The sequence below is a fragment of the Haloplanus sp. XH21 genome (assembly GCF_023276355.1).
In the GTDB taxonomy this organism is placed as follows: domain Archaea; phylum Halobacteriota; class Halobacteria; order Halobacteriales; family Haloferacaceae; genus Haloplanus; species Haloplanus halobius.
In genome coordinates this window covers 848,878-875,801 of record NZ_JALLPL010000001.1, presented here as the reverse complement: position 1 = coordinate 875,801, position 26,924 = coordinate 848,878, and the positions used below count along the sequence as shown (strand labels likewise).

General features: G+C 68.1%; 28 protein-coding genes. 11 read left to right on the top strand and 17 right to left on the bottom strand.

Annotated elements, in window-relative coordinates; genetic code table 11:
* Nucleotides 1-23: 23 nt before the first annotated feature.
* Nucleotides 24-812, top strand: a complete 789-nt coding sequence (locus MXB53_RS04520; RefSeq protein WP_248896007.1) for a DUF8054 domain-containing protein — start codon at nucleotides 24-26, stop codon at nucleotides 810-812.
* Here the strand turns inward: MXB53_RS04520 and fdhF are convergent.
* Nucleotides 809-2,935 (bottom strand): formate dehydrogenase subunit alpha, encoded by a 2,127-nt coding sequence (gene fdhF / locus MXB53_RS04515; protein ID WP_248896006.1) that lies wholly within the window; start codon nucleotides 2,933-2,935, stop codon nucleotides 809-811. The genes MXB53_RS04520 and fdhF overlap by 4 nt on opposite strands.
* A gap of 166 nt (nucleotides 2,936-3,101) precedes the next feature.
* On the opposite strand from fdhF, the gene MXB53_RS04510 reads away from it, so the two are divergent.
* Nucleotides 3,102-3,701, top strand: coding sequence for a hypothetical protein (locus MXB53_RS04510; RefSeq protein WP_248896005.1), 600 nt, complete (start codon nucleotides 3,102-3,104; stop codon nucleotides 3,699-3,701).
* Here the strand turns inward: MXB53_RS04510 and MXB53_RS04505 are convergent, their stop codons facing one another.
* The 4 genes from MXB53_RS04505 to MXB53_RS04490 form a co-directional block, all read right to left on the bottom strand.
* Nucleotides 3,702-4,670, bottom strand: a complete 969-nt coding sequence (locus MXB53_RS04505) for an ABC transporter substrate-binding protein (protein WP_248896004.1) — start codon at nucleotides 4,668-4,670, stop codon at nucleotides 3,702-3,704.
* Nucleotides 4,667-5,659: an ABC transporter substrate-binding protein gene (locus MXB53_RS04500; RefSeq protein ID WP_248896003.1), complete on the bottom strand. Its 993-nt coding sequence runs from the start codon at nucleotides 5,657-5,659 to the stop codon at nucleotides 4,667-4,669. The genes MXB53_RS04505 and MXB53_RS04500 overlap by 4 nt, the downstream gene beginning before the upstream one ends.
* 196 nt (nucleotides 5,660-5,855) lie before the next feature.
* Nucleotides 5,856-6,848, bottom strand: a complete 993-nt coding sequence (locus MXB53_RS04495; RefSeq protein WP_248896002.1) for an ABC transporter substrate-binding protein — start codon at nucleotides 6,846-6,848, stop codon at nucleotides 5,856-5,858.
* On the bottom strand, nucleotides 6,845-7,741 hold the full coding sequence (locus MXB53_RS04490; protein ID WP_248896001.1) for an ABC transporter substrate-binding protein: 897 nt from the start codon (nucleotides 7,739-7,741) through the stop codon (nucleotides 6,845-6,847). The genes MXB53_RS04495 and MXB53_RS04490 overlap by 4 nt, the downstream gene beginning before the upstream one ends.
* A gap of 88 nt (nucleotides 7,742-7,829) precedes the next feature.
* Between MXB53_RS04490 and MXB53_RS04485 the strand changes: the two genes are divergently transcribed.
* On the top strand, nucleotides 7,830-8,171 hold the full coding sequence (locus tag MXB53_RS04485) for a cupin domain-containing protein (RefSeq protein ID WP_248896000.1): 342 nt from the start codon (nucleotides 7,830-7,832) through the stop codon (nucleotides 8,169-8,171).
* A gap of 1 nt (nucleotide 8,172) precedes the next feature.
* Here the strand turns inward: MXB53_RS04485 and MXB53_RS04480 are convergent, their stop codons facing one another.
* Both MXB53_RS04480 and MXB53_RS04475 read right to left on the bottom strand, forming a co-directional pair.
* Entirely contained in the window at nucleotides 8,173-9,861 is a 1,689-nt protein-coding gene (locus MXB53_RS04480; protein WP_248898067.1) for an aldehyde ferredoxin oxidoreductase C-terminal domain-containing protein, read from the bottom strand.
* Nucleotides 9,862-9,974: 113 nt separating this feature from the next.
* Nucleotides 9,975-10,541, bottom strand: coding sequence for a hypothetical protein (locus MXB53_RS04475; protein WP_248895999.1), 567 nt, complete (start codon nucleotides 10,539-10,541; stop codon nucleotides 9,975-9,977).
* Nucleotides 10,542-10,615: 74 nt separating this feature from the next.
* On the opposite strand from MXB53_RS04475, the gene MXB53_RS04470 reads away from it, so the two are divergent.
* Together MXB53_RS04470 and msrB are read left to right on the top strand one after the other, a co-directional pair.
* Nucleotides 10,616-11,293, top strand: coding sequence for an HAD family hydrolase (locus MXB53_RS04470; RefSeq protein WP_248895998.1), 678 nt, complete (start codon nucleotides 10,616-10,618; stop codon nucleotides 11,291-11,293).
* A gap of 69 nt (nucleotides 11,294-11,362) precedes the next feature.
* On the top strand, nucleotides 11,363-11,764 hold the full coding sequence (msrB, locus tag MXB53_RS04465) for a peptide-methionine (R)-S-oxide reductase MsrB (RefSeq protein ID WP_248895997.1): 402 nt from the start codon (nucleotides 11,363-11,365) through the stop codon (nucleotides 11,762-11,764).
* Here the strand turns inward: msrB and MXB53_RS04460 are convergent, their stop codons facing one another.
* From MXB53_RS04460 to MXB53_RS04440, 5 genes are all read right to left on the bottom strand, one after another.
* Nucleotides 11,765-12,196, bottom strand: coding sequence for a universal stress protein (locus MXB53_RS04460; RefSeq protein ID WP_248895996.1), 432 nt, complete (start codon nucleotides 12,194-12,196; stop codon nucleotides 11,765-11,767). It lies immediately after the preceding gene.
* Between the two features lie 48 nt (nucleotides 12,197-12,244).
* A complete protein-coding gene (locus MXB53_RS04455; RefSeq protein ID WP_248895995.1) occupies nucleotides 12,245-12,553 on the bottom strand; it encodes an antibiotic biosynthesis monooxygenase family protein in 309 nt (102 codons plus the stop codon).
* 55 nt (nucleotides 12,554-12,608) lie between these two features.
* The gene (locus MXB53_RS04450; protein ID WP_248895994.1) at nucleotides 12,609-13,328 is read right to left on the bottom strand and encodes a fumarylacetoacetate hydrolase family protein; all 720 of its coding nucleotides are present in this window, start codon (nucleotides 13,326-13,328) and stop codon (nucleotides 12,609-12,611) included.
* Nucleotides 13,329-13,385: 57 nt separating this feature from the next.
* Nucleotides 13,386-13,997 carry a translation initiation factor IF-2 subunit beta gene (locus MXB53_RS04445; protein ID WP_248895993.1) on the bottom strand — a complete coding sequence of 204 codons (612 nt, stop codon included), beginning with the start codon at nucleotides 13,995-13,997 and terminating at the stop codon, nucleotides 13,386-13,388.
* A 78-nt stretch (nucleotides 13,998-14,075) separates the two neighbouring features.
* A complete protein-coding gene (locus MXB53_RS04440; RefSeq protein ID WP_248895992.1) occupies nucleotides 14,076-15,293 on the bottom strand; it encodes a CaiB/BaiF CoA transferase family protein in 1,218 nt (405 codons plus the stop codon).
* Between the two features lie 85 nt (nucleotides 15,294-15,378).
* Between MXB53_RS04440 and MXB53_RS04435 the strand changes: the two genes are divergently transcribed.
* Nucleotides 15,379-16,539, top strand: coding sequence for a lycopene cyclase domain-containing protein (locus MXB53_RS04435; protein WP_248895991.1), 1,161 nt, complete (start codon nucleotides 15,379-15,381; stop codon nucleotides 16,537-16,539).
* A 209-nt stretch (nucleotides 16,540-16,748) separates the two neighbouring features.
* On the opposite strand, the gene ilvD is transcribed toward MXB53_RS04435, so the two are convergent.
* The gene (ilvD, locus tag MXB53_RS04430; RefSeq protein WP_248895990.1) at nucleotides 16,749-18,488 is read right to left on the bottom strand and encodes a dihydroxy-acid dehydratase; all 1,740 of its coding nucleotides are present in this window, start codon (nucleotides 18,486-18,488) and stop codon (nucleotides 16,749-16,751) included.
* Nucleotides 18,489-18,556: 68 nt separating this feature from the next.
* Entirely contained in the window at nucleotides 18,557-19,108 is a 552-nt protein-coding gene (locus tag MXB53_RS04425; protein ID WP_248895989.1) for a MogA/MoaB family molybdenum cofactor biosynthesis protein, read from the bottom strand.
* Between the two features lie 94 nt (nucleotides 19,109-19,202).
* Here MXB53_RS04425 and MXB53_RS04420 point away from each other — a divergent pair, with 94 nt between their 5' ends.
* From MXB53_RS04420 to MXB53_RS04400, 5 genes are all read left to right on the top strand, one after another.
* Nucleotides 19,203-19,367, top strand: coding sequence for a DNA repair protein RadA (locus MXB53_RS04420; protein WP_248895988.1), 165 nt, complete (start codon nucleotides 19,203-19,205; stop codon nucleotides 19,365-19,367).
* Between the two features lie 52 nt (nucleotides 19,368-19,419).
* Complete coding sequence (locus tag MXB53_RS04415) at nucleotides 19,420-20,460, top strand: zinc-binding dehydrogenase (RefSeq protein ID WP_248895987.1); 1,041 nt, start codon at nucleotides 19,420-19,422, stop codon at nucleotides 20,458-20,460.
* Entirely contained in the window at nucleotides 20,450-20,683 is a 234-nt protein-coding gene (locus tag MXB53_RS04410; protein WP_248895986.1) for a DUF7977 family protein, read from the top strand. The genes MXB53_RS04415 and MXB53_RS04410 overlap by 11 nt, the downstream gene beginning before the upstream one ends.
* Before the next feature lie 76 nt (nucleotides 20,684-20,759).
* Nucleotides 20,760-21,116 carry a DUF5802 family protein gene (locus tag MXB53_RS04405; RefSeq protein WP_248898066.1) on the top strand — a complete coding sequence of 119 codons (357 nt, stop codon included), beginning with the start codon at nucleotides 20,760-20,762 and terminating at the stop codon, nucleotides 21,114-21,116.
* 103 nt (nucleotides 21,117-21,219) lie between these two features.
* On the top strand, nucleotides 21,220-22,113 hold the full coding sequence (locus MXB53_RS04400; RefSeq protein ID WP_248895985.1) for a Vms1/Ankzf1 family peptidyl-tRNA hydrolase: 894 nt from the start codon (nucleotides 21,220-21,222) through the stop codon (nucleotides 22,111-22,113).
* Nucleotides 22,114-22,117: 4 nt separating this feature from the next.
* Here the strand turns inward: MXB53_RS04400 and MXB53_RS04395 are convergent, their stop codons facing one another.
* From MXB53_RS04395 to MXB53_RS04385, 3 genes are read right to left on the bottom strand one after another with little or no spacing between them, the layout of a single operon-like run.
* Nucleotides 22,118-24,178: an ArnT family glycosyltransferase gene (locus MXB53_RS04395; RefSeq protein ID WP_248895984.1), complete on the bottom strand. Its 2,061-nt coding sequence runs from the start codon at nucleotides 24,176-24,178 to the stop codon at nucleotides 22,118-22,120.
* Nucleotides 24,179-24,181: 3 nt separating this feature from the next.
* Nucleotides 24,182-25,333 carry an ABC transporter ATP-binding protein gene (locus tag MXB53_RS04390; protein ID WP_425601191.1) on the bottom strand — a complete coding sequence of 384 codons (1,152 nt, stop codon included), beginning with the start codon at nucleotides 25,331-25,333 and terminating at the stop codon, nucleotides 24,182-24,184.
* Nucleotides 25,323-26,924, bottom strand: a complete 1,602-nt coding sequence (locus tag MXB53_RS04385) for an ABC transporter permease (protein ID WP_248895983.1) — start codon at nucleotides 26,922-26,924, stop codon at nucleotides 25,323-25,325. Before MXB53_RS04385 ends, MXB53_RS04390 begins: the two co-directional genes overlap by 11 nt.

The window sequence follows — 26,924 nt, the reverse complement described above, 5'->3', positions numbered from 1 at the left end:
GGTGCACACCCAACCCGAGAGCGATGCGTACCCAACTCAGCGCTGTCGGAGATCGACTGCGGCGTCCAGAGTACACCGGCGAGAATCGGTGTCTCCCCTGTACGGTCGTGAACGTCTGCATCGCGCTCCTCGCGGCCGCCGTGGCCGCGTTCGTCCTCACCCCGCTCGGTGGCCTCCTCGTGCTTACGGTCGCACTGGGAGCCATCTACTTCCGCGGCTATCTCGTTCCCGGAACGCCGACGCTCACGATGCGATATCTCCCGCCACGCGTGCTCGGACTGTTCGGGAAGGAGCTACGGCTCCCCGATTCGCTCGCGCCGCTCGACGGCACGGCCGTCCGGGCCACGCCCGAGGGCGGCCGTCTCGTCGGCTCGTTCGCGTCGGCGTGGCAGGACGAGATCGAGCGGCTGCGGACTGACGGCGTCGACGACGACGACGTGGCCACCCTGCTCGGCGTTCCGGAGGCATCGGGCGTCTCCGGCGGCGTGGCGTACGTCGTCGACGGCAGTCTCCGACAGTGGCTCTCGGAGTCCGCGCTCCTGGCCGACGCCGCGGCGGCCGCGGTCCTGGCCGATCGTGGCGACGACGACTGGGACACACTCGACTCCGACGATCGGGTGGCGGCGCTCCGTGACCTCCGGAAGTATCTCGATCGCTGCCCACTCTGTGACGGGGCGCTCAACCGCGACGAGACGGAGACCATCGAAACCTGCTGTACCGAATCCGAGCGCGTGCTGATGGCGACGTGCACGGACTGCGATACGCGACTGGTCGAGGACCTCGGCGAAAAGAAACTCGGCGGCGCGCCTTAGTCGTCGGCCGGCGCGTCCGCGGTGTCGGTGTCGACCGTGACCTCGATTTCGGCGGCGGCGGCCTTGTACTCCGGAATCTTCGCGCGCTCGTCGAGCACGTCGTTCGTGAGGCGGTTGCCGGCGGAGTCAGCGAAGTGCGGCGTCGTCCACACGGTGCCTTCCTTGATGTCCTCGGTGACGCGGGCTTCGACCTCGATCTCACCGCGTCGGGACTTGAGCGTGATGTATTCGCCGTCCTCGATGCCGTACTCCTCGGCGTCGTTCGGGTGAACGTCGACGAAGTTCTCGGGTTCGACACGGTTGAGCGTCTCGGAGCGCCGGCTCATCGTCCCCGTGTTGTAATGTTCGATGATGCGGCCCGTTGTGAGGATGAGCGGGTACTCCTCGTCGGGCGTCTCCTTCGGCGGCTGGTGGTTGACGCCCTCGATCTGCCCGAGACCGCTCTCGGTCGTGAAGCCGTCGCCGTAGAGGTAGTCGTCACCCTCGTCGCCGGGTTCGTAGCACGGCCAGTGGATGCCCTCCTCGCCGAGGCGGTCGTAGGTCATGCCGTGGAAGATGGGCGCAACCTGGCGGAGTTCCTCGAACACGTCCTCGGGACCCTCGAAGTCGAAGGAGCCGTCGCCGAACAGCCGGTTGCCGACGTCACAGAGGATCTCGAGGTCGTCTTTCGTGTTCGGATGCACTTTGTCGACGCCGCGCATCCGCTGGGTCCGGCGGTCCGTGTTGACGACCGTGCCGTCACGCTCGGCCCACGAGGTGGCGGGCAGGATCACGTCGGCGTATTTGGCCGTCTCCGTCTCGTAGATGTCCTGAACCACCATGAACTCCAACTCTTCGAGCCGCTTCTCGACCTGGTTGGTGTCGGGTTCGCTCATCACGGGGTTCTCGCCCATGATGTAGAGCCCGTGGACGGTGTCGCCGATTTCGTGGGAGAGTTCGACGTTGGTCAGGCCGGGTTCGGACGGAATCTCGAAGTCCCAGACCTCCTCGACGTCCGCGCGGACCTCGGGGTCGCTGACGGGTCGGTAGCCCGGCAGCACGTTCGGCATCGCGCCCACGTCGGAGGCGCCCTGGACGTTGTTCTGCCCGCGGAGCGGGTTGACGCCCGTGCCCGGACGGCCCAGGTTGCCGGTGATGAGCGCGAGGTTGATCTCGTTCTGGACGTTGTCGACGCCGCAGGTGTGCTGGCTCATCCCCATGCCGGTGAAGATGGCGGCGTTGTTCGCCATCGCGTACTTCTCGGCGGCGAGTTCGATGTCTTCGAGGGGGACGCCGCACTCCTCGGCGGCCTCTTCCTTGTCGAAGTCTTCGAGCGTCTCCTTGAGGTGTTCGAAGCCCTCGGTGCGCTCGGCGATGAACTCCTCGTCGACCCAGTCGTTCTGCAGAATCGTCTTGATGACGATGTTGAGCAGCGGGATGTCGGTCCCCGGCTCCAGCTGGAGATGCATGTGCCGGTCGGTCTCGTCGATCTCGAAGGACTGCGTGGTCTTGTTCGCGTGGGGGTCGACCTGGATGACCGTCGCACCCTCGAGGACGGCCTGCCGGAAGTACTGGCTGTTCGCGATCGGGTGCTGCTCGCCGGGGTTGGCGCCCTGGATCCAGAAGACGTCCGCCGCCTCCTCCAGATCTTCCATGCTGTTGGTCATCGCGCCCTCGCCGAGGCTGTTCTTGAGCGCGTACACCGTCGAGGAGTGGCACATTCGGGTACAGGTGTCGACGCTGTTGGTGCCGTAGCGACGGGCGAGCTTCTGGATGAGGTAGTTCTCCTCGTTCATGGCCTTCGAACAGCCATAGAAGCCCATCGCCTGCGGACTGTAGTCGTCGCGGATGCGCTCCATGTTGTCGACGATGTAACTGTAGGCCTCGTCCCAGGAGACTTCCTGCAGTTCGCCGTCGTCGTCGCGGATGAGCGGGTCGGTCAGTCGGTCCTCGTGGTTGACCGACTGGGTCGCCGCACCACCCTTGATACAGATGCTCCCCTCGTTGACCGGCGCGTCGCCCCACGGCCGGAACGTGACTTCACCCTCGTCGTCCTGCGAAATCTGAATGCCACAGCCCACACCACAGTACGGGCAGATCGTCTTGGTCGGCCCGTCCGATTCGCTGCTTGAGTCGGATGACATTATGTGTGAAGAATCAGGATGGTCAGCCATTAATGTTGTCATCCGGTACCGTGGGTAACCGGGTCTATCCGGCGGTCACGGTCGGTATCTGTCCAGTCTTGTCGTCATCTCGGCGCCCCCGCCGAGCGACGAAAACGTTCACCCGTCGGGGGACGAATAGGAACGTATGACGGACCGGAACGACGGGACGAACGAGACCGACCTCACTCCCGCGACCATCGACGAACTGGTCGACGAATACGAACGCGACGAGCCGTTCGACCTGGTCGAGCGCGAACACACCGAGACGCTCCCGCCCGTGTTCGCCGACGGCGCGTTCGGCCGGCGCGGCGCCGAGTGGGTCGTTCAGTGGTATTATCGTCGCCGCCAGCGCGTCGGCTCCGTCTCCGACGCCGAACGCCGCGCCGCCGAGTCGCAGTTTCTCGACAACGACTACGAGGCGATGGTCGACGCCATCCAGGGCGCCGCGCGGGCGGACGCGTTCGAGACGAAAGTGGAGCGACTGACCGCGCTGACCGGCGTCGATATCGCCGTCGCCGCGGCGTTTCTGGCCTTCACCCACCCGGATCGCTACGTCTCCGTCGACCCGCGGGCCTGGCGGGCGCTCCGCGTGACCGGCGAACTCGACGGCTCGTATCCGACCGACCTCACGGCCGACGACTACGAGCGATATCTCGAAGCGGTCCGAGCGGTCGCCGATCGGGCCGACCGCGACCCCTGGACCGTGTACCGTGCGCTCTGGCAACTCGGCGGGAAAATCGCGTAGCTACCGCCCGATGCGCTCGGCGTAGTTCGCGATGACGGGGTCCGACTCGTCGACGTACTCGTTCGTCCACGCCTCGTCGGGATCGACCGACGATTCGAGGAGGTCCGTCTCGGCGAGCATCTCGGCTAGGTTCTCCCAGCGCCGGCCGTCGTGGTGGCCCCAGCCGGCCTCGCGGACGAACTCCGTGAACTGCAGGTCCTCGGCGGAGGCCAGGAACTTCATGCGTTCGACCGCGCGGTTGTGTTCGAGTTGGGCGTTGCGGTCGATGAGCGCGTCGATGGCGCGGTCGGGGTCGGTCGTCGCCAGTTCCCATCCGCGCGCCGTCGCCCGGAGGAACGACCGCACGGTGTCGGGGTTCGACGCGGCGAACTCGGGGTTGCTGACGACGGTCATGCCGTAGACGTCGAGGTGGTTCCCGATGAGGAGTTCGTCGGCCATCCGATCGTACTCGCGTTCGAGTTCCTTCCCGTTGGTGACGACGCCGACGGCGGCGTCGACATCGCCATCGAGCAGTTGGTGTTCGACGCGGTGGTGCGTGTGTTTCTGGACGTCGTGAACCTCGACGTCGTCGCGGATGCCCCGGTCTTCGAGCAACTGCAGCGTCAGGATGCGGGTCTTGGTCGCCGAGGGGGCGACCGTCCGGCCGCGCAGTTGTTCGGGGTCGGTGAACGGTTCGCCGAACACGTCCCGCAGGCTGTAGATGGTCGCGGGCGTCTTCTGACTGACCGCCGCGACGGCGAGCGGATCGAGGCCCTGGCTCCGAACGGAGAGGACGGCGCTCCCGCCGGCCAGACCCAGGTCGCTTCGCCCTTTCGCCGTCTGTTCGGCGGCGAACGGGGAGCCGTGGCCCTCGACGAACTCCACGTCGAGACCCTCGTCGTCGTAGAACCCCTCGCGACGCGCGAGGAAGTACGGTGCCTGGAAGCCGTTGGGCTCCCAGTTCAGCTGGAAGGTGACGGTGTCGCTCATGGGTCGGTGTTGAAGGTACCCTCCGGAATCTCGTCGACGCCGAGAGCCTCGGCGCCGGCGACGGCTTGCAGGTGATCGAACAGCCGATACATCCCGTCGACGCTCTCCTCGTCCCAGTCGCGGACGACCATGTCGCGCCAGCCGTCACGCACGGCGCGCATGACTTCGGGGTCGTCGTAAGTCATGAGTTTCTCGGCGATTTCCTCCCAGAGTTCGTCGTCCTCAACGAGGCGGTCGACGGCGTCGCGGTAGGCGCGCGTGAACGCCCGCACCGTCTCCCGCTGCTCGTCCAGATACGTCTCGCTGGTGAGGAAGGCGGCGACGGGAAGTTTGTTCTCCGTCTCCGAGAGCCGCTGGACGAGTTCCGAGACGGGCAGGACGTTCTCGTAGGGGCCCGTCTCGGTGATTTCGGGGATGATCTGCCAGAACTGGAAGCCGGCGTCGACCTCGCCGTCGCGGATCATCCGCGTGAGTTCGACCTTCGATCCGGCCTCGACGGGCGTCGCCGTCTCGTCGGGGTCGAAGTCGTGGAACTCGCGGCAGGCCGCCCGCGTCAGAATCCAGTTCTTGTCGAGACGGCGCACGACCCCGATGCGCTTGCCGGAGAGGTCCGCCAATCCGTCGATGTCCGTGTCCTCCGGCGCGACGAGGCCGCCGACGGTTCGCCCGTAGGGGTGGAAGGCGACGATGTCGGCGCCCTCGGCGCGCTCGCGGGCGATGGAGATGTAGTCGATGTCGATGAGGTCGGCGGCGCCCTCCTGGAGTTGGGCTTCGACCGTCTCGATGCCGTCTTCGAGGGCGTCGGAGACGAGCTGCACGTCGAGATGGAAGTCGTGATCCAGATCGTAGCCGAACCGCTTGATCGTGTACAGCAAGTAGCGCGGACTGCCGTTGTGTTCGAAGCGGGCGCGCATCACCGGTAGGTCGCCCGAATCGTCGTGATACTCGTCGAGTGCGTCCTGTTGGGATTCGATGTGGCTTTGGCTCATGGTGATCGGAAAGCGAAAGGAGATCGGCGGGGTAGTTCGGCGCGCACGGCGCCGCCGGGAGACGGGCCGAATCGGGAGCGCGCCGCGTGGTTCGTGGTCGGCACACGCCCAGGGTGCGACTGTACCGTGATAAAATTTCCCTGAGACCGGTCATCTCGGTGTCGTGATCGCCGGACAGCGAGACGGGAAAGGGCGCTCATGGCTCTGGCTGAAGCGTGCCCGCCGGAATCTCCTCGACGCCGAGGGCCTCGCTTCCGGCGACGGCGGTCAGGTGAGCGAACAGGCGATGCATTCCCTCGACGCTCTCTTCGTCCCAGTCCCGCACCACCATCTCCCGCCACCCGTCACGCACCGCGCGCACGACGGCGGGGTCGTCGGTCGTCATCAGTCGCTCGCCGATGGTCGTCCAGATGTCGTCGTCCTCGGTGAGGCGGTCGGCGGCGTCGCGAGCGGCGCGGGTGAACGCCCGCACCGTCGCCGCGTTCTCCTCCAGGTACGTCTCGCCGGTGAGGAAGGTGGCGATGGGGAGTTTGTTCGCTGTTCCGGAAAGACGCTGCACCAGATCCGAGACGGGCAGCACCTCCTCGTAAGGGCCAGTGTCGACGATTTCGGGGACGATGGGCCAGAACTGGAGTGCGGCGTCGACATCGCCGTCGCGGAGGAGTTGGGTAAGCCCCGCCCGCGACTCGGCCTCGACGAGCGTCGCCGTCTCGTCGGGGTCGAAGTCGTGGAACTCGCGGCAGGCCGCCCGCGTCAGAATCCAGTTCTTGTCGAGACGGCGCACGACCCCGATGCGGTGGCCAGAGAGGTCCGCCAATCCGTCGATAGCCGAGTCCTCCGGCGCGACGAGACCGCCGACGGTCCGCCCGTAGGGGTGGACGGCGACGATGTCGGCGCCCGCGGCGCGCTCGCGGGCGACGGAGATGTAGTCGGTGTCCACGAGGTCGGTGTCGCCGTCCGCCAGGCGGTGTCGGATGGTCTCCATCCCGCTTTCGAGTTCGTCGGAGACGAGGGCCACGTCGAGGTGGAAGCCGTGGGCGTGGTCGTAACCGGACCGCTTGATCGCGTACAGCAGATATCGGGGGCTGCCGTTGTGTTCGAAGCGGGCGCGCATCACCGGCCGGTCGTCCGGGTCGTCGTGGACCGCGTCGAACGCCGCCCGCTGGGCGTCGAGGTGGCGCTGGCTCACCGTACCGGGGAGACGATGGCGTCGATGTCGGCGTCGTCGTCGATCAACTGCCGCTGTTTCATCCACGAAAGGTGATGGTCGAGGTCATCGCGGTCCGCGAGATCCGGCACCGCGTACTCCGGTACCTCGATGGCGTCACGGATGGCGTCCGTATCGATATCATCGAAGAGGTCGGGCGCCACCTCGGCGTCCTTCCAGAGCATGTCGAGATACTGGTCGCGGTAGGCCTCGGGGTCGGCGTTGATGGCCTCGACCGCGCGGCGGTACGCCCGCATGAACGCATCGAGCGTTTCGCCCTCGAGCCCCTCGGCGCCGACGACGCCCATGTGGTTCTCGAACTCGAGGACCTTCTCGAAGCCGAGGTGTTCGGCGAGGGTGATATGCGGGTCGAGCAGGGTGACGGCGTCGACGTCGCCGTCGCGGAGTGCGCGCAGGCGGTCCGTCGGCATCCCGTGACCCTCGATGACCACCTCGTCCTCGTCCATGTGCGCTTCGAGCGCGCGGATGGCGGTGTACTCCTGCCCCGTCCGCCGGTTGACGCCGACGGGCGTGTTCGCCAGATCCGCGGGGTCCTCGATGTCCGCGTCGGGGCGGACGAACACCGCGTACGGTTGGTCCGCGAACGTGCCCTTGGCGACGATGCGGCCGTCGTCGAACTCCCACGTGCGCTTGAGGCTCTCCCACTTGCAGATGGGGTAGAGGTCCACGTCGTTGTCGCCGGTCAGCGTCTCCTCCGCCGGAATGTACTTGTTCGTCACGCAGGTGCGGTCCCGTTCGATCAGGTCCACGTCCAGTCCCTCGTCGGCGAAGTAGCCACGGTCGGCCGCGACCCGTTGCGGTAGCATGAACGAGAACGGCAGGTGGAACACCCGTATCGTGTCGTCGCCTGACATACCCGCACCGTTCGACTGTATAAGTATAAAAGTTTCTCGGGAACATTTATTAGTAACCCTTCGTATGCCGGATGTGGGGACAGATCGAATGAGGCGGATCAACGACGAAGCGGCTGACGGCGAGGAGGTCGCGAGCGGCGTGTATCTCGCTGACCTCGCAGCGGGCGAACGAGCGTCGATGAAGCGCTGGCGAGTCGAGCCCGGATCGACCCTGCCCGTCCACCGGCACGACAACGAACAGATCGGTTACATGATCAAGGGGACGCTAACGGCGATCACCGACGACGGGGAGGTCACGCTCCGACCCGGCGACTCGTACCTCTTCACCAGCGACGAGCGACACGGGGCCGAGAACCGCGGCGACGAACCCGCGGTCGGCATCGGTGTCCTGTCGCCGCCTCGTTCCGCCCCCGACTGGAAGCAGTCGTAACTCACTCGCCGAGCAGTCGCTCACGCCGTTTCTCGGGGACGACGCCCTCAGTCGTCCAGCCCCGCCGGCCGTAGTACGTATCGAGCGCCGCGTCTAGCCCGTCGAGCGCGTACGGAAGGGCGTCGTCATCGCGTCGGTCACGGCCGCGCCGGTTGTTGAACCCCCGCTCTAAATCAACGATGCGGGCACCCAGCGCCTGCAGGTCGCCCGGGTCCGCGTCGAGAAGTGTCCGTAACCGCTCGTCGGTGAGCGTGCCCCGCGAGAACCGACAGGCGATGGCTGCATCCATCGCCGCGTTGTGGTTTTCGGATTCGACCAGTTTGGCCGCCTTGCCGTCGAGTTCGTCGGCCGGCAACGCGTCCTCCCGGTCGACGAGCGGGTATTCGTAGACGTAGAGACTGCCGTAGAGGTGGTCGGCCCCCCGGTTCGACGTGGCGAAGGCGAGCGCCTGCCCCGCCAGCGCGCGGCCGTCGTGGGCGGCGAACTCCATGCCCTTCATCGTCCAGTCCGCCACGCCGAGGGCGTCGTGACAGCGGTGGATCCCCTCGGCCAGTCGGTCGCCCACGCCCTCGCGACGGGCGATTTTCTCCAGCAGGTCGTGGACGAGTTCGGCGTCACCGAAGGCGTCCTCGGCGGCGAGATACGCCGACACCACGTCGCCACACGAGATGGTGTCGAGGCCGAGTTCGTCACACCGGTCGTTGGCGTGCATGACGGCTGGCAGGTCGTCGACGCCCGCGTTGCTGCCGAACGCCATGATGGTCTCGAACTCCGGGCCCTCCGTCTCGATACCTGTCTCCTCGTCCGACGTGGGCAACTTGCAGGCGAACGCACACCGTGCACAGGTACCCCGTCCCTCCTTCTTCGCGGCGACCTGTTCGCCGCCGATGGCGTCGGCTCCTTCGAAGGAGCGCTCCGAGAAGTACCGCGTCGGCAGCGCGCCGACCTCGCTCGCGAAGGACGTGAGACTCGCCGTTCCCTGGTCTTTCATCACGTGGTCGCTTTCGGCGGCTTCGCGGTGGACTGCACTCGCCACCGTCTCGGCCGCCGCGTCCAAGTCCGGCCCAGGATCGGCGTCGCCGTCCCACGTCACCGCCTTCACGCCCTTCGCGCCGAGGGCGGCCCCGAGGCCGCCGCGCGCGAACGCGCGGTGCTCGGTCGTCATGATCGCGGCGAAGCGCACCCGGTTCTCCCCCGCCGGGCCGACGCAAGCGACGTGTTCCGCCGAGAGGTCGTGGTCGTCCCGCGCCCACGCTGTCACCGTCGACACCTCGGCCCCGGTCAGGTCGGGCACGGGTTCGAACGCGACGCCATCCTCGCGGACATGCACCGCCAGCAGGTCGTCGCTCTCGCCGACGAGCTCGACGGCGGGATAGCCCGCGCCGACGAAGTTACCCGCGAGAAACCCGCCCGCGTTCGACGACAGGAGGCCGTTGGTCAGTGGCGATAGACCGGTACAGGAGAGCCGGCCGGCGAAACTCGTCGTCGCCGTCTGGAGCGGCCCCGCCGTGAAACACAGGCGGTTCTCGGGGCCGAACGGGTCGGCGTCGAACGGGATCCGCTCGTAGGCCAGGCGCGTTCCGACGCCGCGCCCGCCGACGTAGGTGTCGAGCACGTCGTCGATTCGTTCGGTCCGCCACTCGCGTGTGCCGACATCGATCGTGAGCAAGGGTCCGCGAGCGTGTCGCATCGCTCGCAGGAAGGGGAGCAGTCCACAAAGGTTCGGGGGTCGGTCGGCGTGGCCGGCGACGTGGTCGTCGCGTTCGCGGGAGCAGTCCACAAAGGTTCGGGGGTCGGCCCCGCTCACCGGGACACGATCCGCCGCACCGTCAGTTCGATCGAGAACCGGTCGGTGTCGGTCGACTCCTGGGCGCGCCCATCCCGTTCGAACCGGAGGTTTCCGCGGACGGTTTCGGTCTCGCCGCGTCGGAGTCCGTCGTCCTCGTCGTCGGTGTCGAACCGAAATCGAGGGTACGCCGAGCCGACGCTGCGGGAGATGTCCTCGTGTTCGTACCGGAGCGACACCCGGAACTCGATGGCGTCGATAACCCGTCTGCCGGTGTTCTCGACGTCGAACCGGTAGTCGACGAGCGCGAACGTCTCGAGTTGGCTTCGCTGGATCGACAGCCGGCGGCTGCGCACGTCGATGAGATCGCTCGGTAACGGTTCGGGCGTCGCGGTCGGCGTCGTCGTCGGTTCGACCGTCGGCGCCGGCGTTGGCGTCGGCGTCGGTTCGGGCGTCGGCGTCCGGCCGCCCGGCGTGTCCGTCGGTTCGGGGTCGATGAACAGCCCCCCGCATCCGGCCAGTGACGCCAGCAGCGCCGTCCCGGCGCCGAGGATCGATCGCCGTCCGACGCGCTCCTCCTCCATCGACCCGAACGTCGCAGGCAATCGAATTAAAGCCCCGGTGAAACGCTTTTGCGCTCCGACACGAACGCTCGGGTATGAGCTACGAGGCGGTCCTGTTCGACAACGACGGAGTGCTCGTCGAACCCATCGAACGGGCGGTCCTCCAGCGGGCGACGTGGGAGGCCTTCGACGCGCTCGGTGTGTCCGATCCCGCCGACGGCGACGTCGAACGCCTCGCGGTCGGCGTCACGCCCGACCTCCTCTCGGAGGTGTGTGCGACCTACGACCTCGACCCCGAACGCTTCTGGCGCGCCCGCGACTACCACTCCTCGCACGCCCAGCGCGCGGAACTCCGGGCCGGGCGGGCCGTCCTCTACGACGACTTCGACACCGTCCGCACCGTCGACGCGCCGCGCGGCATCGTCAGTTCGAACCAGCAGTCGACCGTCGAGTTCATGCACGACTTTTTCGCGACGGGCGACCTCTTCGAGACCACCTACGGGCGCGAACCGACGATCCGCAGCCTCGAACGGAAAAAGCCCGACCCCCACTACCTCCACCGGGCGCTCCGTGACCTCGATGCCGACTCCGCGCTGTTCGTCGGCGACAGCGAGTCCGACGTGTTGGCCGCCCGGAACGCCGGCCTCGACGCCGCCTTCGTCCGCCGCCCGCACCGCCGCTCGTACGAGCTATCGGTCGACCCGACCTACGAACTCGACGGGCTGGACGAACTGACCGCCATCGACGGCGTGCCGACGACCGATTCGGCCTGATCCGGTCGGCGTACAGTCGGCAGCACGAGCAACGCCGAGGCTATCCGTCTGGGTGTCGTATCACTAGCTATGAGCGACGACCGAACCCTCGCCGACCTCTCCGAGGACGAGTGGCGCGACCGACTCTCGGAGGACGAGTATCACGTCCTGCGCGAACGCGGCACCGAACCGAAGTTCAGCGGCGACTATCTCGACGTGTCCGAGGACGGCGTCTTCACCTGCGCGGGGTGTGGCGCCGCGCTGTTCGACACCGACACCAAGTTCGGCTCCGGCACCGGGTGGCCGAGTTTCTACGACGCCATCGAGGAGGCCGTCGAATTCGAGACGGACACCCGCCACGGCATGACCCGCACCGAAGTGTCGTGTGCCCGGTGTGGCGGCCACCTCGGCCACGTCTTCGAAGACGGCCCCGATCCGACCGGCGAACGCTACTGCATCAACTCCGCTGCCCTGGAGTTCGACCCCGAGTGATCACTCCTCGGCGATGTTGACGGTCAGCACCGGCACGTCGGCCATCGTCACGACCTTCTGCGAGACGCTGCCGAGCATGTTGCGCTGGTGGTCGGCGCCGTGGGTGCCCATCACGACGAGGTCGATAGCCGACTCCTCGGCGTAGTCCAGAATCTCGTCCGCCGGGTTCCCCTTTCGGATCGCCGTGTGGACGGCGACGCCTTCGCTTTCGAGACGGCTCGCAATCGCCGTGGTGGCCGTCTCCCCCTCCTCCCGGAGTTCGTCGAGGACGCTCGCCTGCATCCCCTCTTGGAGCGTCAGGAAGGAGCGGTCGTCGATGACGTAGACGACGTGGACCGTCGCGTCGCGGCGGCGGGCGATGTCGGCCGCGTGATCGATCACCGCATCCATCGACTCGCTACCGTCGGTCGGGAGCAGGATGTCCTCGTACATCGTTGGCCGTCGGTTCTCCCCCGACACCCTCACGCTTTTCGGTTCTCGTCAGTGCTCCGGCTCCGCCGACGTGACGACGCGGTGTTTCTCGATGTCCGGATGGCCCTGGACCAGCCCCTCGGGCGTCGACTCGCTGTGGGCCGTTCGGAACGCCTCGCTGTCGGTCCACGCCTCGAAGTCGTCCTCGGACTCCCAGTGGGTGAGGACGACGTATCGGTCCGCGTCGACCGGGCGCAACACCTCCAGACGGACGAAGCCCTCGCGGTCCTCGACCAGGCCCGCCCGCTCGCGGAATCGGTCCTCGAACTCCTCGCCTCGGCCCTCGGCGACGGGTATGCGGTTCGCAACGACGAACATGAGTCAGTGTTGTCGGGGACCACCAAAGGCGTGTCGCGGGCGGCGGGACGCCCGCTTACTCCGACACGATCGTATTTCGGAGCGTGCCGACGTCCTCGTAGGTGATCTCGATCGTATCGCCCGGTTCGAGCAGGCCGGGATTGGCGGGGCTGCCGAACGAGATCACGTCGCCGGGGCGGAAGGTGTAGCGCTCCGAGAGGAAGGAGACGATTTCGGGCGGCGAGAAGATCATCTCGTCGGTCGTCGCCGACTGTCGCTGCTCGCCCGAGATGACCGTCTCCATCGCCATCCCGTCGAGGTCGACGTCGGTCTCGATCCACGGGCCCAACGGGGCGCTCCCGTCGAACGCCTTCCGTGCCGTGCGGCGGTCCTGGTCGTAGGCGTCGAGGTCGTTCAGGATCGTATACCCCCGCAGCGCGTCGTCCACCTCGTCGACCGAGAGGTCGTGACACCGCTCGTCGACGACGGCCGCGAGTTCACCCGCGTACGTGAAGGCGGACACCCAGTCCGGATACTCGATCGGCTGCTCCGGGGCGTGGAGCGCGTGCGGAGGTTTGATGAACCAGTCGGGGCGGTCGGGTCGGTCGCCCTCGCCCATCTGTTCGATTTTGGCGCCGAAGTTGCGGCCGGTACAGAAGATGGCCGCCGGATCACAGGGCGCCATCAGCGCCGCGTCCTCGCCGACGACGTACGCGTCGTCATCGGCGTACACCACGCCGTCGTCGTACTCGCCGGTGAGCGGTCCGTTCGGCGTACAGATGCGTGCCAGTCGCATGGGTCGAGGACGGACGGGGGTGGGCTATCGTTTTCGCTTTCGGGTTAGGGTGCGAGCCTAGGACAGCTGCGCGAACGCGAGCGTCCCGCTGATGTTCTCGATGTACGCCTCGACGACCTGGCCCTCCTGAGCGCCGGGGACGAAGATGGTGTACTTGCCACGCTCGGCGACGCCGTCGCCCTTGCGGCCGGTGCCCGTGATCTGGAACTGGTAGGTCTGGCCCTCCTCGAGGGTCGGCTGCGCGGCGTCGGACGTCTGTTTCGGCCGCTTGGCGACCGGGCGGAACGCCCCACAGGCCGTACACCGAAGCATGTCGACGCCGTCCTCACGGACGAGGTTGGTGTCGGGCAGGCCACATTCGGTACACGTCACGTATTCGGTCACGTAGGCGTCGATGGCGGCGTCGAACTCGTCGACGGTGAACGAGCCGTTGTAGCGGGCGCGCTCGCCGTCGAACTGGCCGTTGGTCCCGAGTTCGCGCTGGATCGACCGGTGGAGGTGTTCGGCGTCCCGGGAGAGCGCGTCGGCGATGTCGCCGAGGTTCGTCAGGCGGGTGAAGGCGCCGTCCGTCTCGCCGGCGGGGTCGGGGACCTGCAGGCGGTCGCCCGCTTCGCGGGTTCGCTCCGGTAACGTGTCGTAGGCCCGGTCGAGCGCAGCGTCGTAGTTCATACGGAAATGAGGGGCTTCCGTCCTAAATCCGTTCCGTGAGGTGCAGTGGCACGACGCGAGCGCCCTCGACAGCGGGAATTAGATGATCCCTTCCTCGCGGAGGCGGTCGTATTCGGCCTCGTCGAGGCCGAGTTCGTCCACGAACACCGCCTCGTTGTGCTGTCCGTGCCGGGGGCCGGCGTGCTCGACGGTACCCGGCGTGCGACTGAACCGGGGCACCGGCGCCGGCGTCTTCAGCGACCCGAGTTCCGGGTCGTCTACCTCGACGATGTCGTTCCGTGCGTCGTACTGTTCGTCCTCGAAGATGTCGGCCATGTCGTAGACGGGGCCGACCACGGCGTCCGCGTCCTCCATCGCCGCGATGGCCTCGTCGGTGGTGCGCTCGCGGGTCCACGCCTCGATGATGTCGTCGAGTTCGTCGGCGTGGTCGACCCGACTCTCGTTGTCGGCGAAGCGCGGGTCGTCGAGCAAGTCGGGGCGGTCGATGGCCTCGGCCAGGTTCTCGAAGATCGACTGCGCGGAGGCCGAGAGCGTCATGTGGCCGTCGGTCGTCTCGTAGACGTTCCGCGGCGCCGCGTTGGGGTGGTGGTTTCCCATCCGCTCGCGGGTCTCGCCCAGGCGGTCGTAGGCCTCGACTTCCGAGAGGAAGAGCCGAAAGAGCGGTTCGTAGAGGCTCACGTCGATGACTTGCCCCTCGCCGCTGCCGCCGCGGCCGATGTCGCGTTCGAAGACGGCGAACATCGCCGCCTGCACCGCGAACTGCGCGGCGGTGAGGTCGGCGAGACTGATGGGCGGCAAGAGCGGCTTGCGGTCGGCGAAGCCGTTGACGTTCGCCCAGTTCGAGATGCCCTCGGCGACGGTGCCGAAGCCCGGCTTTTCCGCGCGTGGCCCCGTCTGCCCGTGTCCCGACTGTCGGACCATGATGAGTCCCGGGTTCTCCTCCCACAGTCGTTCCGGGCCGAGCCCCCACTTCTCGAAGGTGCCGGGGCGAAAGTTCTCGAAGAGAATGTCGGCGTCGGCGACCAGATCGAGGAGGAGCGCGCTCCCCTCGGCGGTGCTCAGATCCAGCGTGACACACCGCTTGTTGCGCCCGATGGACTTCCACCAGAGCGAGGTTCCCTCGTCGAAGGGCGGCCACTCGCGGAGCGGGTCCACCTGCTTCGGATGTTCGACGTTGACGACATCGGCCCCGAAGTCGGCCAACTGCGTCGTGGCGAACCCACCGGCGATCATGCTCGAACAGTCGATAACGCGGAGGCCATCGAGTGGTCCGTCTCGGTCGCGTGGCGAGGGCATGTCGCCCCGATACGCCCGGTCGGCCGATAAGGTGTCGGTCCGGACGGGCCGACAGTATATGTCGGCGTGGGACACAGTGTCACTCATGACTCTCGCTCGCCACGGGACCGGCCCGCGCGCGACGCTCGCCGCCGTCGCCTCGCAGGTGCATCCCGTCTTCATGGCACCTCCGCTCGCGGCCTCCGGATTCGGGGCCGTCCTCGGCGGGTTCACCGCCCCACGGTTGACGCTGTTGCATCTCCTCGTCGTCTTCTGGGCGCTCTACACCGCCCACGTCGTGGACGGGCTCGTCGACTTCCATCACCGCGGCGAGGACGACGACCACCCCCTGACGCGACGGGGCTGTCACCTCGCGCTCGCCGGATCGACCGCGTGGGTTTTCGTCGGCGTGGTCGGCCTCGCGATCCTCGTCGACCCCGTCGCCGCCCTGCTCTCGCTCCCGGGGTGGATCGTAGCCATCCTCCACGCGCCGCGACTCGACACCCATCCCGTGGGCGCGACGCTCGGCTACCCCGTCGGCATCGGGTTCGCACTCCTCGGCGGCTACTACGTCCAGACCCGGACGCTGTCGACGACCGCCCTCGCGTTCGCCGCCATCTTCGTGACGGTCCTCGCGGGCATCAAGGTGGTCGACGACGCGACCGACTACGCCTACGACCGATCCATCGGCAAGCGGACCGTCGCCGTCGTCGTCGGCCGTGACGGGGCGCGCCGTCTCGCCACAGCCCTCATGGGCGCCGGGATGACCGCCGTCCTCGCGCTCTCTCTCACTGGTGTCGTCCCCCGGAGCTCGGCGCTCGCCGTCGTCCCCTTCGTTACCGTCGCGCTCGTCGCCCGTCGGGCCGACGCCGCCCTGGCGACGAAACTCCTGGTCCGGGCCTCCTACCTCTTTTTCGCTGTCTTGGTGCTCGCAGTGTGGCTCCGGCCCCTCGCCGGAGTCTCCGTTCCCGACGTCACCGCCCTCGGCCCCTACACCTACCTCGCGACGGAGGTGGTGTGGGGCGCCGTCGCGCTCGCGCTCGTCGTTCGCGCCGGCGCGGTCCGGGCGGCCGCCCGAACGGTCGCCGTCCTCTACCCCGTCGCCTACGTGTGGGACTGGTACACCCTGACCGTCGGCGTCTTCGCCATCCCGATGCGCACCGGCGTCGATCTGCTCGGCATCCCCGTCGAGGAACACCTGTTCATTCTCGTCGTGCCGGCGATGGTCGTCGGCGTCCACGAACTGCTAAACGACGAGTCGTCGTGAAAAAAAAAATCGAACCCCGGGCGTTGCTCGGAGTTCGTGCCGGGATCGTCACCGTTCCAGTCCCGATCAGTCCTGCTTCGCACCGGGGTTCGTCACCGCGCCAGTTCCACCTTTTACGTCCTCGGATCGCTCCCGTTGGTCGCGACCACTCGTCGCAAAAGCTGGGCCAAAACGACCTGTTGGCTCGCTCCGCTCGCCAACAGTCCCGATCAGTCCTGCTTCGCACCGGGGTTCGTCACCGCGCCGTTGGCGGCGGAGTCGAACATCGCACCGTATTTCGCCAGCACGCCGGACGTGTAACTCGGTTCGGGATCGTAGCCATCGAGACGCGCCGCCATCTCGTCGTCGGCGAGGTCGACCGAGAGTTCGTGGTCGTCGATGTCGATGGTGATCACGTCGCCGTCCTCCAGCGCCGCGATGGGGCCGCCGACGTGTGCCTCGGGGGCGACGTGGCCGATGGAGAAGCCGCGGGTCGCACCCGAGAACCGACCGTCGGTAAAGAGCGCCACGTCCTCGGCGTGGCCCTGGCCGGCGACGGCGCTCGTGACGCCGAGCATCTCGCGCATGCCGGGGCCGCCGCGGGGGCCCTCGTTCCGGATGCAGATCACGTCGCCGGACTCGACGTTCCCCTCTTGGACGTACTCCATGGCGTCCGCCTCGTTCTCGAAGACCCGCACCGGGCCCTCGTGGTGGAGGTGGTCCTCGCCCGTGATCTTGATGACCGCGCCCTCGGGCGCGAGATTGCCGGTGAGGATGCGGATGGCGCCGCGTTCGTGGATCGGATCGGCGACGGTGTGCAGGAAGTCGGCGTCGAGGTCGGCGATAGCGGGCGGGTCGTAGCGCTCGATGGCCTCCGCCATCGTCTCGCCCGTCACCGTGAGCGCGTCGCCGTGGAGCAGGCCGGCGTCGAGCAGTTCGCGCAGGACGACGGGCACGCCGCCGACCTCGTGGAGGTCGTTCATGACGCGCTCGCCGCCGGGCTGGAGATTCGCGATCTTCGGCGTCCGCTCGCTGATGCGGTTGAAGTCCTCGATGTCGAGTTCGATGCCGGCCTCGGCGGCCATCGCCAGCAGGTGGAGGACGGCGTTGGTCGATCCGCCGACAGCCACCTGGAGCGCGATGGCGTTCTCGAAGGACTCCTTCGAGAGGAAATCGGAGGGCTTGCGGCGGTCCTCGATCACGTCGACGACGAGTTCGCCGGTCTCGCGGGCGACCTCGTAGCGAGCCTCGTCTTCGGCGGGCGGCGAGGCGGAGCCGAGCGGCGCGAATCCGATGGCCTCGCTGATGGAAGCCATCGTGTTGGCGGTGAACATCCCGCCGCAGGAGCCAGCTCCGGGGCAGGCGTTCCGCTCCAGGGTGTCGAGTTCGTCGTCGGACATCTCGCCATCGGCGACGGCGCCGACGCCCTCGAAGACGTTCTGGATGGTGACCTCGCGGCCCTCGTGCTCGCCGGGCATGATCGACCCGCCATAGAGGAAGACGGAGGGCAGGTCGGTGCGGATGGCGGCCATCATCATCCCGGGCATGTTTTTGTCACACCCGCCGACGGTGACGAGGGCGTCCATCCGTTCGCCGAAGGCGACGAGTTCGACGGAGTCGGCGATGACCTCCCGAGAGATGAGCGAGGATTTCATCCCCTCGGTCCCCATCGAGATGGCGTCCGAGATGGTGATGGTACCGAACTCGATGGGCATCCCGCCCGACTCGTCGATGCCGTCGATGGCCTCGGTGGCCACGTCGTCGAGATGGACGTTACACGGCGTAACGTCGGCGGCCGGGTTGGCGACGCCGACCATCGGCGACGAGAGGTCGGCGTCGTCGAATCCCATCGCGCGGAACATCGATCGGTGGGGGGCGCGGTCCCGCCCCTCGGTCACTTCGGCGCTCCGGAGCTCTGGGTCTTTCTCCCCCGCGTACGGGTCTTTCGCCTCGGGTTCCTGCTGACTCATGTACTGCCTCTACTCGGCCGGAGGCTTAAACCCTGACGACGACGCCCCGTGAGTGGGAACGCCCGCGATCACCCTTCGTCTCGCGTCGCCAGCCCCGACAGATGCCCCACGGCGGGAACGACCACCTCTTCGGCGCCGAGCGTCGCCGCGTTCTCGCTCCCCGGTAGACAGAACACGGGCGTCCCGGCGACGATACCCGCGACGGCCCGCGTCCCCACCACCCGGACGCCGATGTCGTCGTAGGAGAGACGGCGGAAGAGTTCGCCGAAGCCGGGCAGCGTCTTCTCGAACAGCGGCCGGGCCGCCTCGACGGTGACGTCATCGGGCGTCACGCCCGTCCCGCCCGTGCTCACGACGGCATCAACGTCGTCGCGCCTGGCGAGCGTCCGGAGCGTCGACTGGACGTGGTCGTAGTCGTCGCCGGCGAGTTCCCGCACCACGAGTTCGTGGCCCGCCGCCTCGAACGCGGCGGCGATGGCGTCGCCCGCCGGGTCGTCGTCGAGCGTCCGCGAGGAGGAGACGGTCACCACCGCGGCGCCGACCGTCTCGACGTCGTGGTGGTGATGGTGGTCGTGTCCGTGGTCGTCGTGCTCTTCGTCGTGGTCGGGCGTCTCGGTCATGCGATCCGATTCGGCCGCCGTCCACTAAACGTCGCGGTCCGGCGGGACCACGCCACGAGAAACATCTATGCGGGATGCTCTCGTACCGCACTGTATGGGTGACGAGTCCATGCGTCAAACCACGACCCGAGTGGCGTGTCGCAACTGTGGCTTCGAGGCACCGACCGGGAGCGACGAGTGGGAGACGGCCGCCCACCCCTCTCACGGGACGCTGACCAGATGCCCCGACTGCGGGAGCACGAACACGACGGGACGGTGATCTCAAGGGCGGGAACCACAGCGTTTTGTCCGTCGCCGGGGATTGCCCGCCCATGCAAGCGGTCCAGTTCGCGGAACACGGCGGTCCCGAGGTGCTCGAATACGGCGACTTCCCCGCGCCCGAGGTCGGCCGCGACGACGTGCGAGTCGACGTGAAGGCGGGGGCGCTGAACCACCTCGACATCTGGACCCGCCGCGGACTCCCGGGACTCGACCTAGACCTGCCACACGTCCCCGGCAGCGACGCCGCGGGCGTCGTCCGCGAGGTGGGCGCGGACGTGACCCGCTTCGAACCCGGGGACCGCGTCGCCGTCACTGCGGGCGTCGCCTGTGGGGAGTGCGAGTTCTGCCGCCACGGCGACCCGTCGATGTGTGCCACCTACCACATCATCGGCGAGCACGTCCGCGGCGTCCACGCCGAGGAAATCGCCGTCCCCGAGGAGAACCTCGTACCGGTGCCCGAGGGGGTCGACTGGACCGTCGCCGGGTCGGCGTCGCTCGTCTTCGGCACCGCGTGGCGGATGCTCGTCGACCGGGCCGACCTCTGTCCGAACGAGTCGGTGCTCGTCCTGGGCGCGTCGGGCGGCGTCGGCCACGCCGCCGTGCAGGTGGCCGACCACCTCGGTGCGGAGGTGTTCGCCACGGCGAGCACGGCGGAGAAACTGTCGTTTGCGGCCGAGGTGGGCGCCGAACACACCATCAACTACGAAACGACTGACTTCGCCGACGAGGTTCGCGCGCTGACCGACGGCCGCGGCGTCGACGTCGTCGTCGACCACGTCGGCGCGGAGACGTGGCAGGACTCCCTGCGAAGCCTCGCCAAGGGCGGCCGGCTCGTCACCTGCGGAGCCACGACCGGGAGCCACCCGGAGACGGACATCAACCGCATCTTCTGGGACCAGCTCGAAGTCGTCGGCTCGACGATGGCGACGCTCGGCCAGGTCGACGACGCCCTCGAACGCGTCTGGGACGGCACGTTCCAGCCGCGGATTCGGGAGGTCCTCCCGATGAGCGAGGCGGCGCGCGCACACGAACGCCTCGAGAACCGGGAGGGGTTCGGCAAAGTCGTCGTCGTTCCGGACAGTGAGTTCTGACGGGCCGGCGGCGGACGACGCCGACGGACTGGGCCGCCAGGGCTGGGTGCTGGTCGCCGCCGTCATCCTCGCCGTCCTCGTCGTTCCGGGGCTGGTGTATCTCCGGCCCGGCGGCGCGATCGGGGCGCACTACCGAACGCTCATGCTCGTCTTGCCCATGCTGCCGGCCGTCCTCCTCGGCATCATCGCCGTCTGGTCGATGACGCTCGGTCGCGACCAGTGACGGGCTGAAAGCGGTTCGGCATAAGTGCTGCCGACAAGACTTATACCGTGTCGTGTGGTACCGTGTGACGAACAGTATGTTCGAAGAGTTCTCCGCTGGCTACTACCTCGGGCGGTTGTACGTCGAACCCCACGACGGCGACCACGCCGTCATGCACCCGACGGACCACGAACGGATGAACGAGCGCCTCTATGCCACGGGCGAGGGCGTCGAACGCCTCGACGCCCCCCTCGTGATGAAACTCGACGGGCGCCACTTCCCGGTGCTCGGCGAGGAGGGCATCCCCTCCGGGTCGCTGGGACTACCACCGGACGTGACGGAGACGACCCTCCCCGACCGCTGTGAGGTGTTCCTCGCCAAACCCGCCCGCGCGGCCGAACTCCTCCGGTATGCGGGCTACGACCCCGGCGCCGTCGCCGGTCGAGCCATCTGATCCGTCGGCGGCCCCGTTTCGAGAACCTCCGCGTGACCGTCTCGGGAGTCAGCAGTGTACGAAAGCCACAGGCTAGAAGGCCCCGGCGCCCGCGCGCTCTACCATGCTCGATAGGTTGCTCGGGCGGGCCTCTCTGAAGGCGCGTATCGAGGAACTCGAAGAGGAGAAGCGGCATCTGGAACGCCAACTCGAGGCCGAGAGCGAGCGCCGGGCCGACGCCGCGACCGCCCGACAGGAAGCCGAAGAGCGCGTCAATCGTCTCGAAGACCGCATCGCCGACCTGGAAGGCCGCCTCGACGGCGACGCCGACGCCGAGAGCGCACAGGCGCTCACCCCGCGCGAGACGACGGCGCTCCGCGGTGACCGACTGGTCGAGGTACTCGACCGCTTGCGGAGTCTCGACACCGGCCCCGAGGGCGCCCTGACCGCGATGGTCGCGGACGAACGCCCCGGCGCCGTCGACGACGCCCTCGGGGACCGGGCACCGCTCGTCGACCGCACCGCGCCGTGTCTGGTCTGTGTCGACGACGCACGCCTCGTGAGCGTCGCCCTCGACCCGCCGCTCGCGCCCGACCCCTTCGCGGAGTGGGACGACGGCTTTCGCCTCGACGACGCGTGGTTTCGGCCGACCGACGGTCTCACCGTCGCGCTGGTGCGCTCGGACCTCTTTGCCGTCGGCGTCTACGAGGACGGCGACTTACAGCATGTAGAGACGGTCGAGACCGACGTCAAGGGAAGCCACTCCAAGGGCGGATTCTCGCAGTCGCGGTTCGAGCGCCGGCGCGAGGAACAGGTCGCGGCCCATCTCGACGACTGCCGGACGGTGCTCGACCGGCGCGACCCCGACCGCCTCGTCTTGCTCGGCGAGCGGACCGTCCTCGACGACATGGACCGCGAGGCCGTCGCCACCGCACCGGTCGACGCCAGTGGCGATCCCAGGCCAGCGCTCGAAGACGCCGCCGACTCCTTTTTCACGACGCGACTGACCCGTCTGTGAGCGGTCACGCCGCGCTGTCGTTGCGCGCCGTCGCCGACGTCTCCACCGACACGCCCGAGACGTAGTCGCCGTCGGGGCCGACGTACGTCCCCTCGGACCCGCAGTCGGTCGTGAGCGAACAGACCCGCGTCTCCGGCGGCCAGATGACCCGGACGCTGTCGCCGGTCCGTTCGACGCTCGCCGTCTGTCGGTAGGTGACGGTCGTCCCCTGCGGTTCGACGAACGTGACGCGGAGCGTCACCTCGCTCACGCCCGACGGAAGCGGCGCGCTCTCGTTGGAGAGGGTGGTCGCACCGACGCTGTCGCCGCCGATGGTCCAGTCGACGGTCACGGGACCGTCGACGCGGCCGATGTCGTATCGGGCGGTGCCGGCTTCGGTGACGACCGTCGCCCGTGCGTGGGTCGCCCGCGCGGGCACGCCGAGCGTCGTCGTCGCCGTCACGCGGTCACCGCGCTCGACCGACAGAGGTACCAGCGCCGGGTCGACGCCTGTCACCGCTCCCTCCCACTCGCCCCGGTAGGTGAAGCGGTAGGGTCGGCGGTCACCGGTCGCGTCGATGGTCTCGAACCGCTCGACATCGCCCTCGTTGCGGACGTAGACGACATCGCCGTCGAGGCCGGGGTCGTTCCGCAGGTACTGGAAGGGGTGCTGGATCCAATCGCCGTAGGGTTCGGGGACGAACACGACGGCGTTCGTGAACGACTGCCCCTCGAAGGGCGCGTAGGTGTCGGCGAGGTTCGCGGTGCGCAGTCGGTTCTCGTCGTAGGGGTCGCTGACGGCGTCGACGCCAGCGACGCCGCCGACGCCGAGACCGACGACCAGTACCGCGGCGAGGGCGACCCGACGGTACCGGGAGTCGAGGCCCGCGGTCGCGGCCCGGGCGCGTCGCCAGACGACGAACACCCCGGCGGCGGCGAACGCGGAGAGGGGGAGGAGCAGGTCGAAGTGGTAGTACGGCCCGAGCAGACCGATCAGGCCGTTGTTGAGGCCGTTGAGCGTTCCCCAGAAGTAGGCGTTGCCGAGGACGACGGCGGGAGCGAGGCCGGCGACGACGACCCGAAGCGCCGGAGGGGAGAGAGAGGGATCGGCGATGGCGTCACGGTCGGTCGGCAGTTCCGAGAGGCCGATCAGGGCGAGCAGCGTGCCGACGGGGCCGGCGACCGTCCACTCCGTCGTCAGGATGTCGAGCAGTCGGACGGTCGTCTCGGCGGCGAGCGCCGGCGAGTATATCCGGTCGTAGCCCAGCAGTTCGTGATGACCGAAGCCGATGCCGTCCTCCGGCCCGAAGGCCTTGTACGGGAAAAGCAGGGGATCACCGGTCACGATCGCGTTGTAGCCGAGGGTGATGGCGACGCCGGCGAGGCCGGCGGCGGCGACGGCCAGCAGGCGAACGAGCGTCGGGCGGAACCGGTCGTCGCCCCACGTCCACCAGAGGGACCCGATGGCGTGGGCGATGAACGGCGTGGCGAACAGGACGGCGGTGTACGAGCGAGCGAAGAAGGCGAGGCCGATAGCCGTGCCGGCGACGAGGCCCCAGCGCGGCGAGTCCTGACGCATCGTCCGAACGTACGCCAGCGCGAAGGCGAGATTCAGGAGCGTCGCCGGGGCGTACGAGAGGAAGACGGCGGAAGTGAACAGGAACAGCGGGGTGGCGACGAGCGCGACGACCGACAGCCGACCGGTCCGGCGGTCGAAGGCAGCGGTCGTCAGGCCGTAGACGAGTGCGGCGTTGCCGGCGGCGACGAGGCCGAGCGAGAGGTTCGCGTCGCCGAGCAGTTTGCCGACAGCGAAGACGCCCGCCGCGACGGGGGAGTATTTCGAGTAGTAGCGGAGCGTCCCGCCGGTCGTGTCGCTGACGAAAAACCACGGCCGCACCAGGTCACCGAGCGCGCCGGGGTAGAGAAACAGGTCGCCTTCGAGCAGCATGGCCGCCTGCATGAGGTAGACGCCTTCGTCGTCGTTGACGGAGTGGTACGGAAAGAGGTCGACCGCGAACCAGTAGACGACGGCGCCGGCGAGGGCGACGAGTGCGGCGGCCAGCAGTTGGTCACGGCGGCGCGGCACGGATTATTCGGCGTCTCCGTCTTCGGGCCGCTGATCACCCGGGAACCACGCGAGTTCGTGGTCGGCATCGAGTTCGATGCGGACGCGGGTGTCGAGCGGGATAGACTCGTCGTGGTTGTGCATACACTGGACGGTGGTGTCGTCGTCCAGCCGGACCTCGTAGAGGATGGTCGGGCCGAGGTAGCGACGGGCGACGATCCGACCGTCGGCCTCGCCCTCGACGGGGACGGCGCGGATGTCGTCCGGGCGGACCAGTACGTCGATGCGCGTCCGGTCGTAGGTGCCCGCGAGGCCGTTGATCTGGTCGCGCGGGATGGGGCCGAGACCGGTCGTCACCTCGCCACCGTGGACGTAGCCGGGGAGGAAGCTGGCGTGGCCGAGGAAGCCGGCGACGAAGCGGGATTCGGGCTGCTGGAACACCTGTTCGGGGTCGCCGACCTGTTCGATCCGGCCGTCGTTCATGACGGCCACCCGGTCGCTGATCGACAGCGCCTCCTCCTGGTCGTGGGTGACGGAGACGGCGGTGACGCCCGTCTCCTTGAGGATGCGGCGGACCTCCTCGCGCATCTGCACCCGGAGGTCGACATCGAGATTCGAGAAGGGTTCGTCGAGGAGGAGCACGTCGGGTTCGGGCGCGAGCGACCGGGCGAGCGCCACCCGCTGCTGTTGCCCGCCGGAGAGTTCGTCCGGGTAAGAATCACCCTGTGTCTCCAGACCGACGAGGTCCAGCAGGTCGTCGATGCGTTCCTCGCGGGCGTCGGCATCCCAGTCCTCCAGGCCGAAGCCGACGTTCTCGGCGGCGGTCAGGTGCGGAAAGAGCGCGAACTCCTGGAAGACGACGCCGACACCGCGGTCCTCGGGAGCGACGAAGCGGTCCGCGTTCGACACCGGGTTACCGTTGAGCGCGACCCGCCCGGCGTCGGGTTGTTCCAGGCCGGCGATCAGCCGGAGGGTGGTCGTCTTCCCGCAGCCAGAGGGGCCGAGCAGGGTGAGGATCTCTCCCTCGTGGACCGACAGCGAGAGGCCTTCGATGACGCGTTCGGGGCCGTAGTCCTTGTCCACCTCGTCGAGTTCGAGGACGGGCGTGTCGTCCGCCGTCGGTTCCGTCGAGCCATCCATCCGTTCGTCGGTTGCGTGCATCGTCTTATTGGACATCGTATCCCTCCTGAGTGAGGATCACCAGCATCGAGAGCCCGGAGACGAAAAGGAGAATGAGCGCCGGCACCGCGGCGTGGCCGTAGTAGCCGGATTCGGTCGCCGTCCAGATGTGGGTCACGAGCGTCTTGAACCCGGACGGGCGGAGCAGCAGCGTCGCCGGCAGTTCCTTCATGGTGGTGAGAAAGACCAGCGCCGCGCCGCCGAGCAGGCCGGGCGCGATGAGCGGGAGCGTCACCGCGCGAAAGGCACCGAAGGAGGTGCGGCCGAGCGTCCGCGCCGCCTCGGGAAGCGCGGGGTTGACCCGGAGAAAGGACGCTCGCATCGAACCGACGGCCTGGGGCAGAAACCGAATGACGTACGCGGCCACGAGCAGGTAGAGGGTCTGGTAGATGGGTTGGGCGTACGACGTGCCGAGATAGACGAGCGCGAGGCCGAGGACGACGCCAGGAACGGCGTAGCCGACGTAGGTCGCGCGCTCGAAGGCGTCGGCCAGGCGGGAGCGATAGCCCGCGGCGAGATAGGCGACGGGCAGGCCGACGACGGTGGCGACGAGCGCGGCCGCCGCCGAGACGCCGATGGAGTTGAGCGCGTACGCGGGCTGGAACGCGAGCGCGCTCCCGACATCGGTGTTGATCCGCGTCAGCCACGTCAGCAGGATGCCGAGGGGCACGAGCAAGGCGAGTCCCGCGATGGCCAGACAGGCCGCGCAGGCGACGTACTTCCACCGGCCGAGGGAGACGGTGCCGCTCGTCCGCCCGCCCTGGCGCCCGGCGTACAGCGGTTCGTTGCCCCGGACGCGCGACTCCAGGCCGAGGATAAGCAGGGTGACGGCGACGAGTTGCAGGGAGAGCAGGGACGCCACGTCACGGCCGAAACTCGTGAACTCGACGTAGATGACCCGCGTGAAGGCGTCGAACTGCATGATCGCGGGCGTCCCGAAATCGGAGAGGGTGTACAGCGCGACCAGAAGAGCGCCGGCGGTGACGGCCGGCCGAATCTGGGGGATCGTAACGCGGCGGAACGCCTCCCACCGGGAGTGTTCGAGCGTCCGCGCGGCGTCGATGAGCGTCGTATCGAGCGACTTCAGCGCCGCGCGGGTCGTGATGAACACGTAGGGGTAGGTGTAGAGCGTCACGACCAGCGCGGCGCCGGGGAAGCCGTATATCTCGGGAAGTCGCTCGACGCCCAGGGGAGCGAGCAGTCGCTGGAAGGCACCCTGTGGGCCGAACGCCGAGACGAAGGCGAAGGCGCCGACGTAGCTCGGGATGACGAGCGGGAGGGAGACGGCGACGGTGAACGCCCGGCGGAAGGGGAGGTCCGTCCGCACCGTCAGATACGCGAGCGGCACGCCGATGAGTACCGACGCGACGGTGACCGTGACGACGAGGGCGGCGCTGTTGACGAACACCTGGAGGGTCGCAGGCCGCGTGGAGATGGCGATCGCCTCCGCCAACCCCACGTCGAGCGCGGTTCGGACCAGCCACACCAGCGGCAGGAGGACCGCCGCGGCGATAGCGCCGCTGGCTATCGTCGTCGGTAAGGGGAGGTCCTCGTGAGCGTCGTTGCTGGTGTGGTGGTCGGCAGCCAT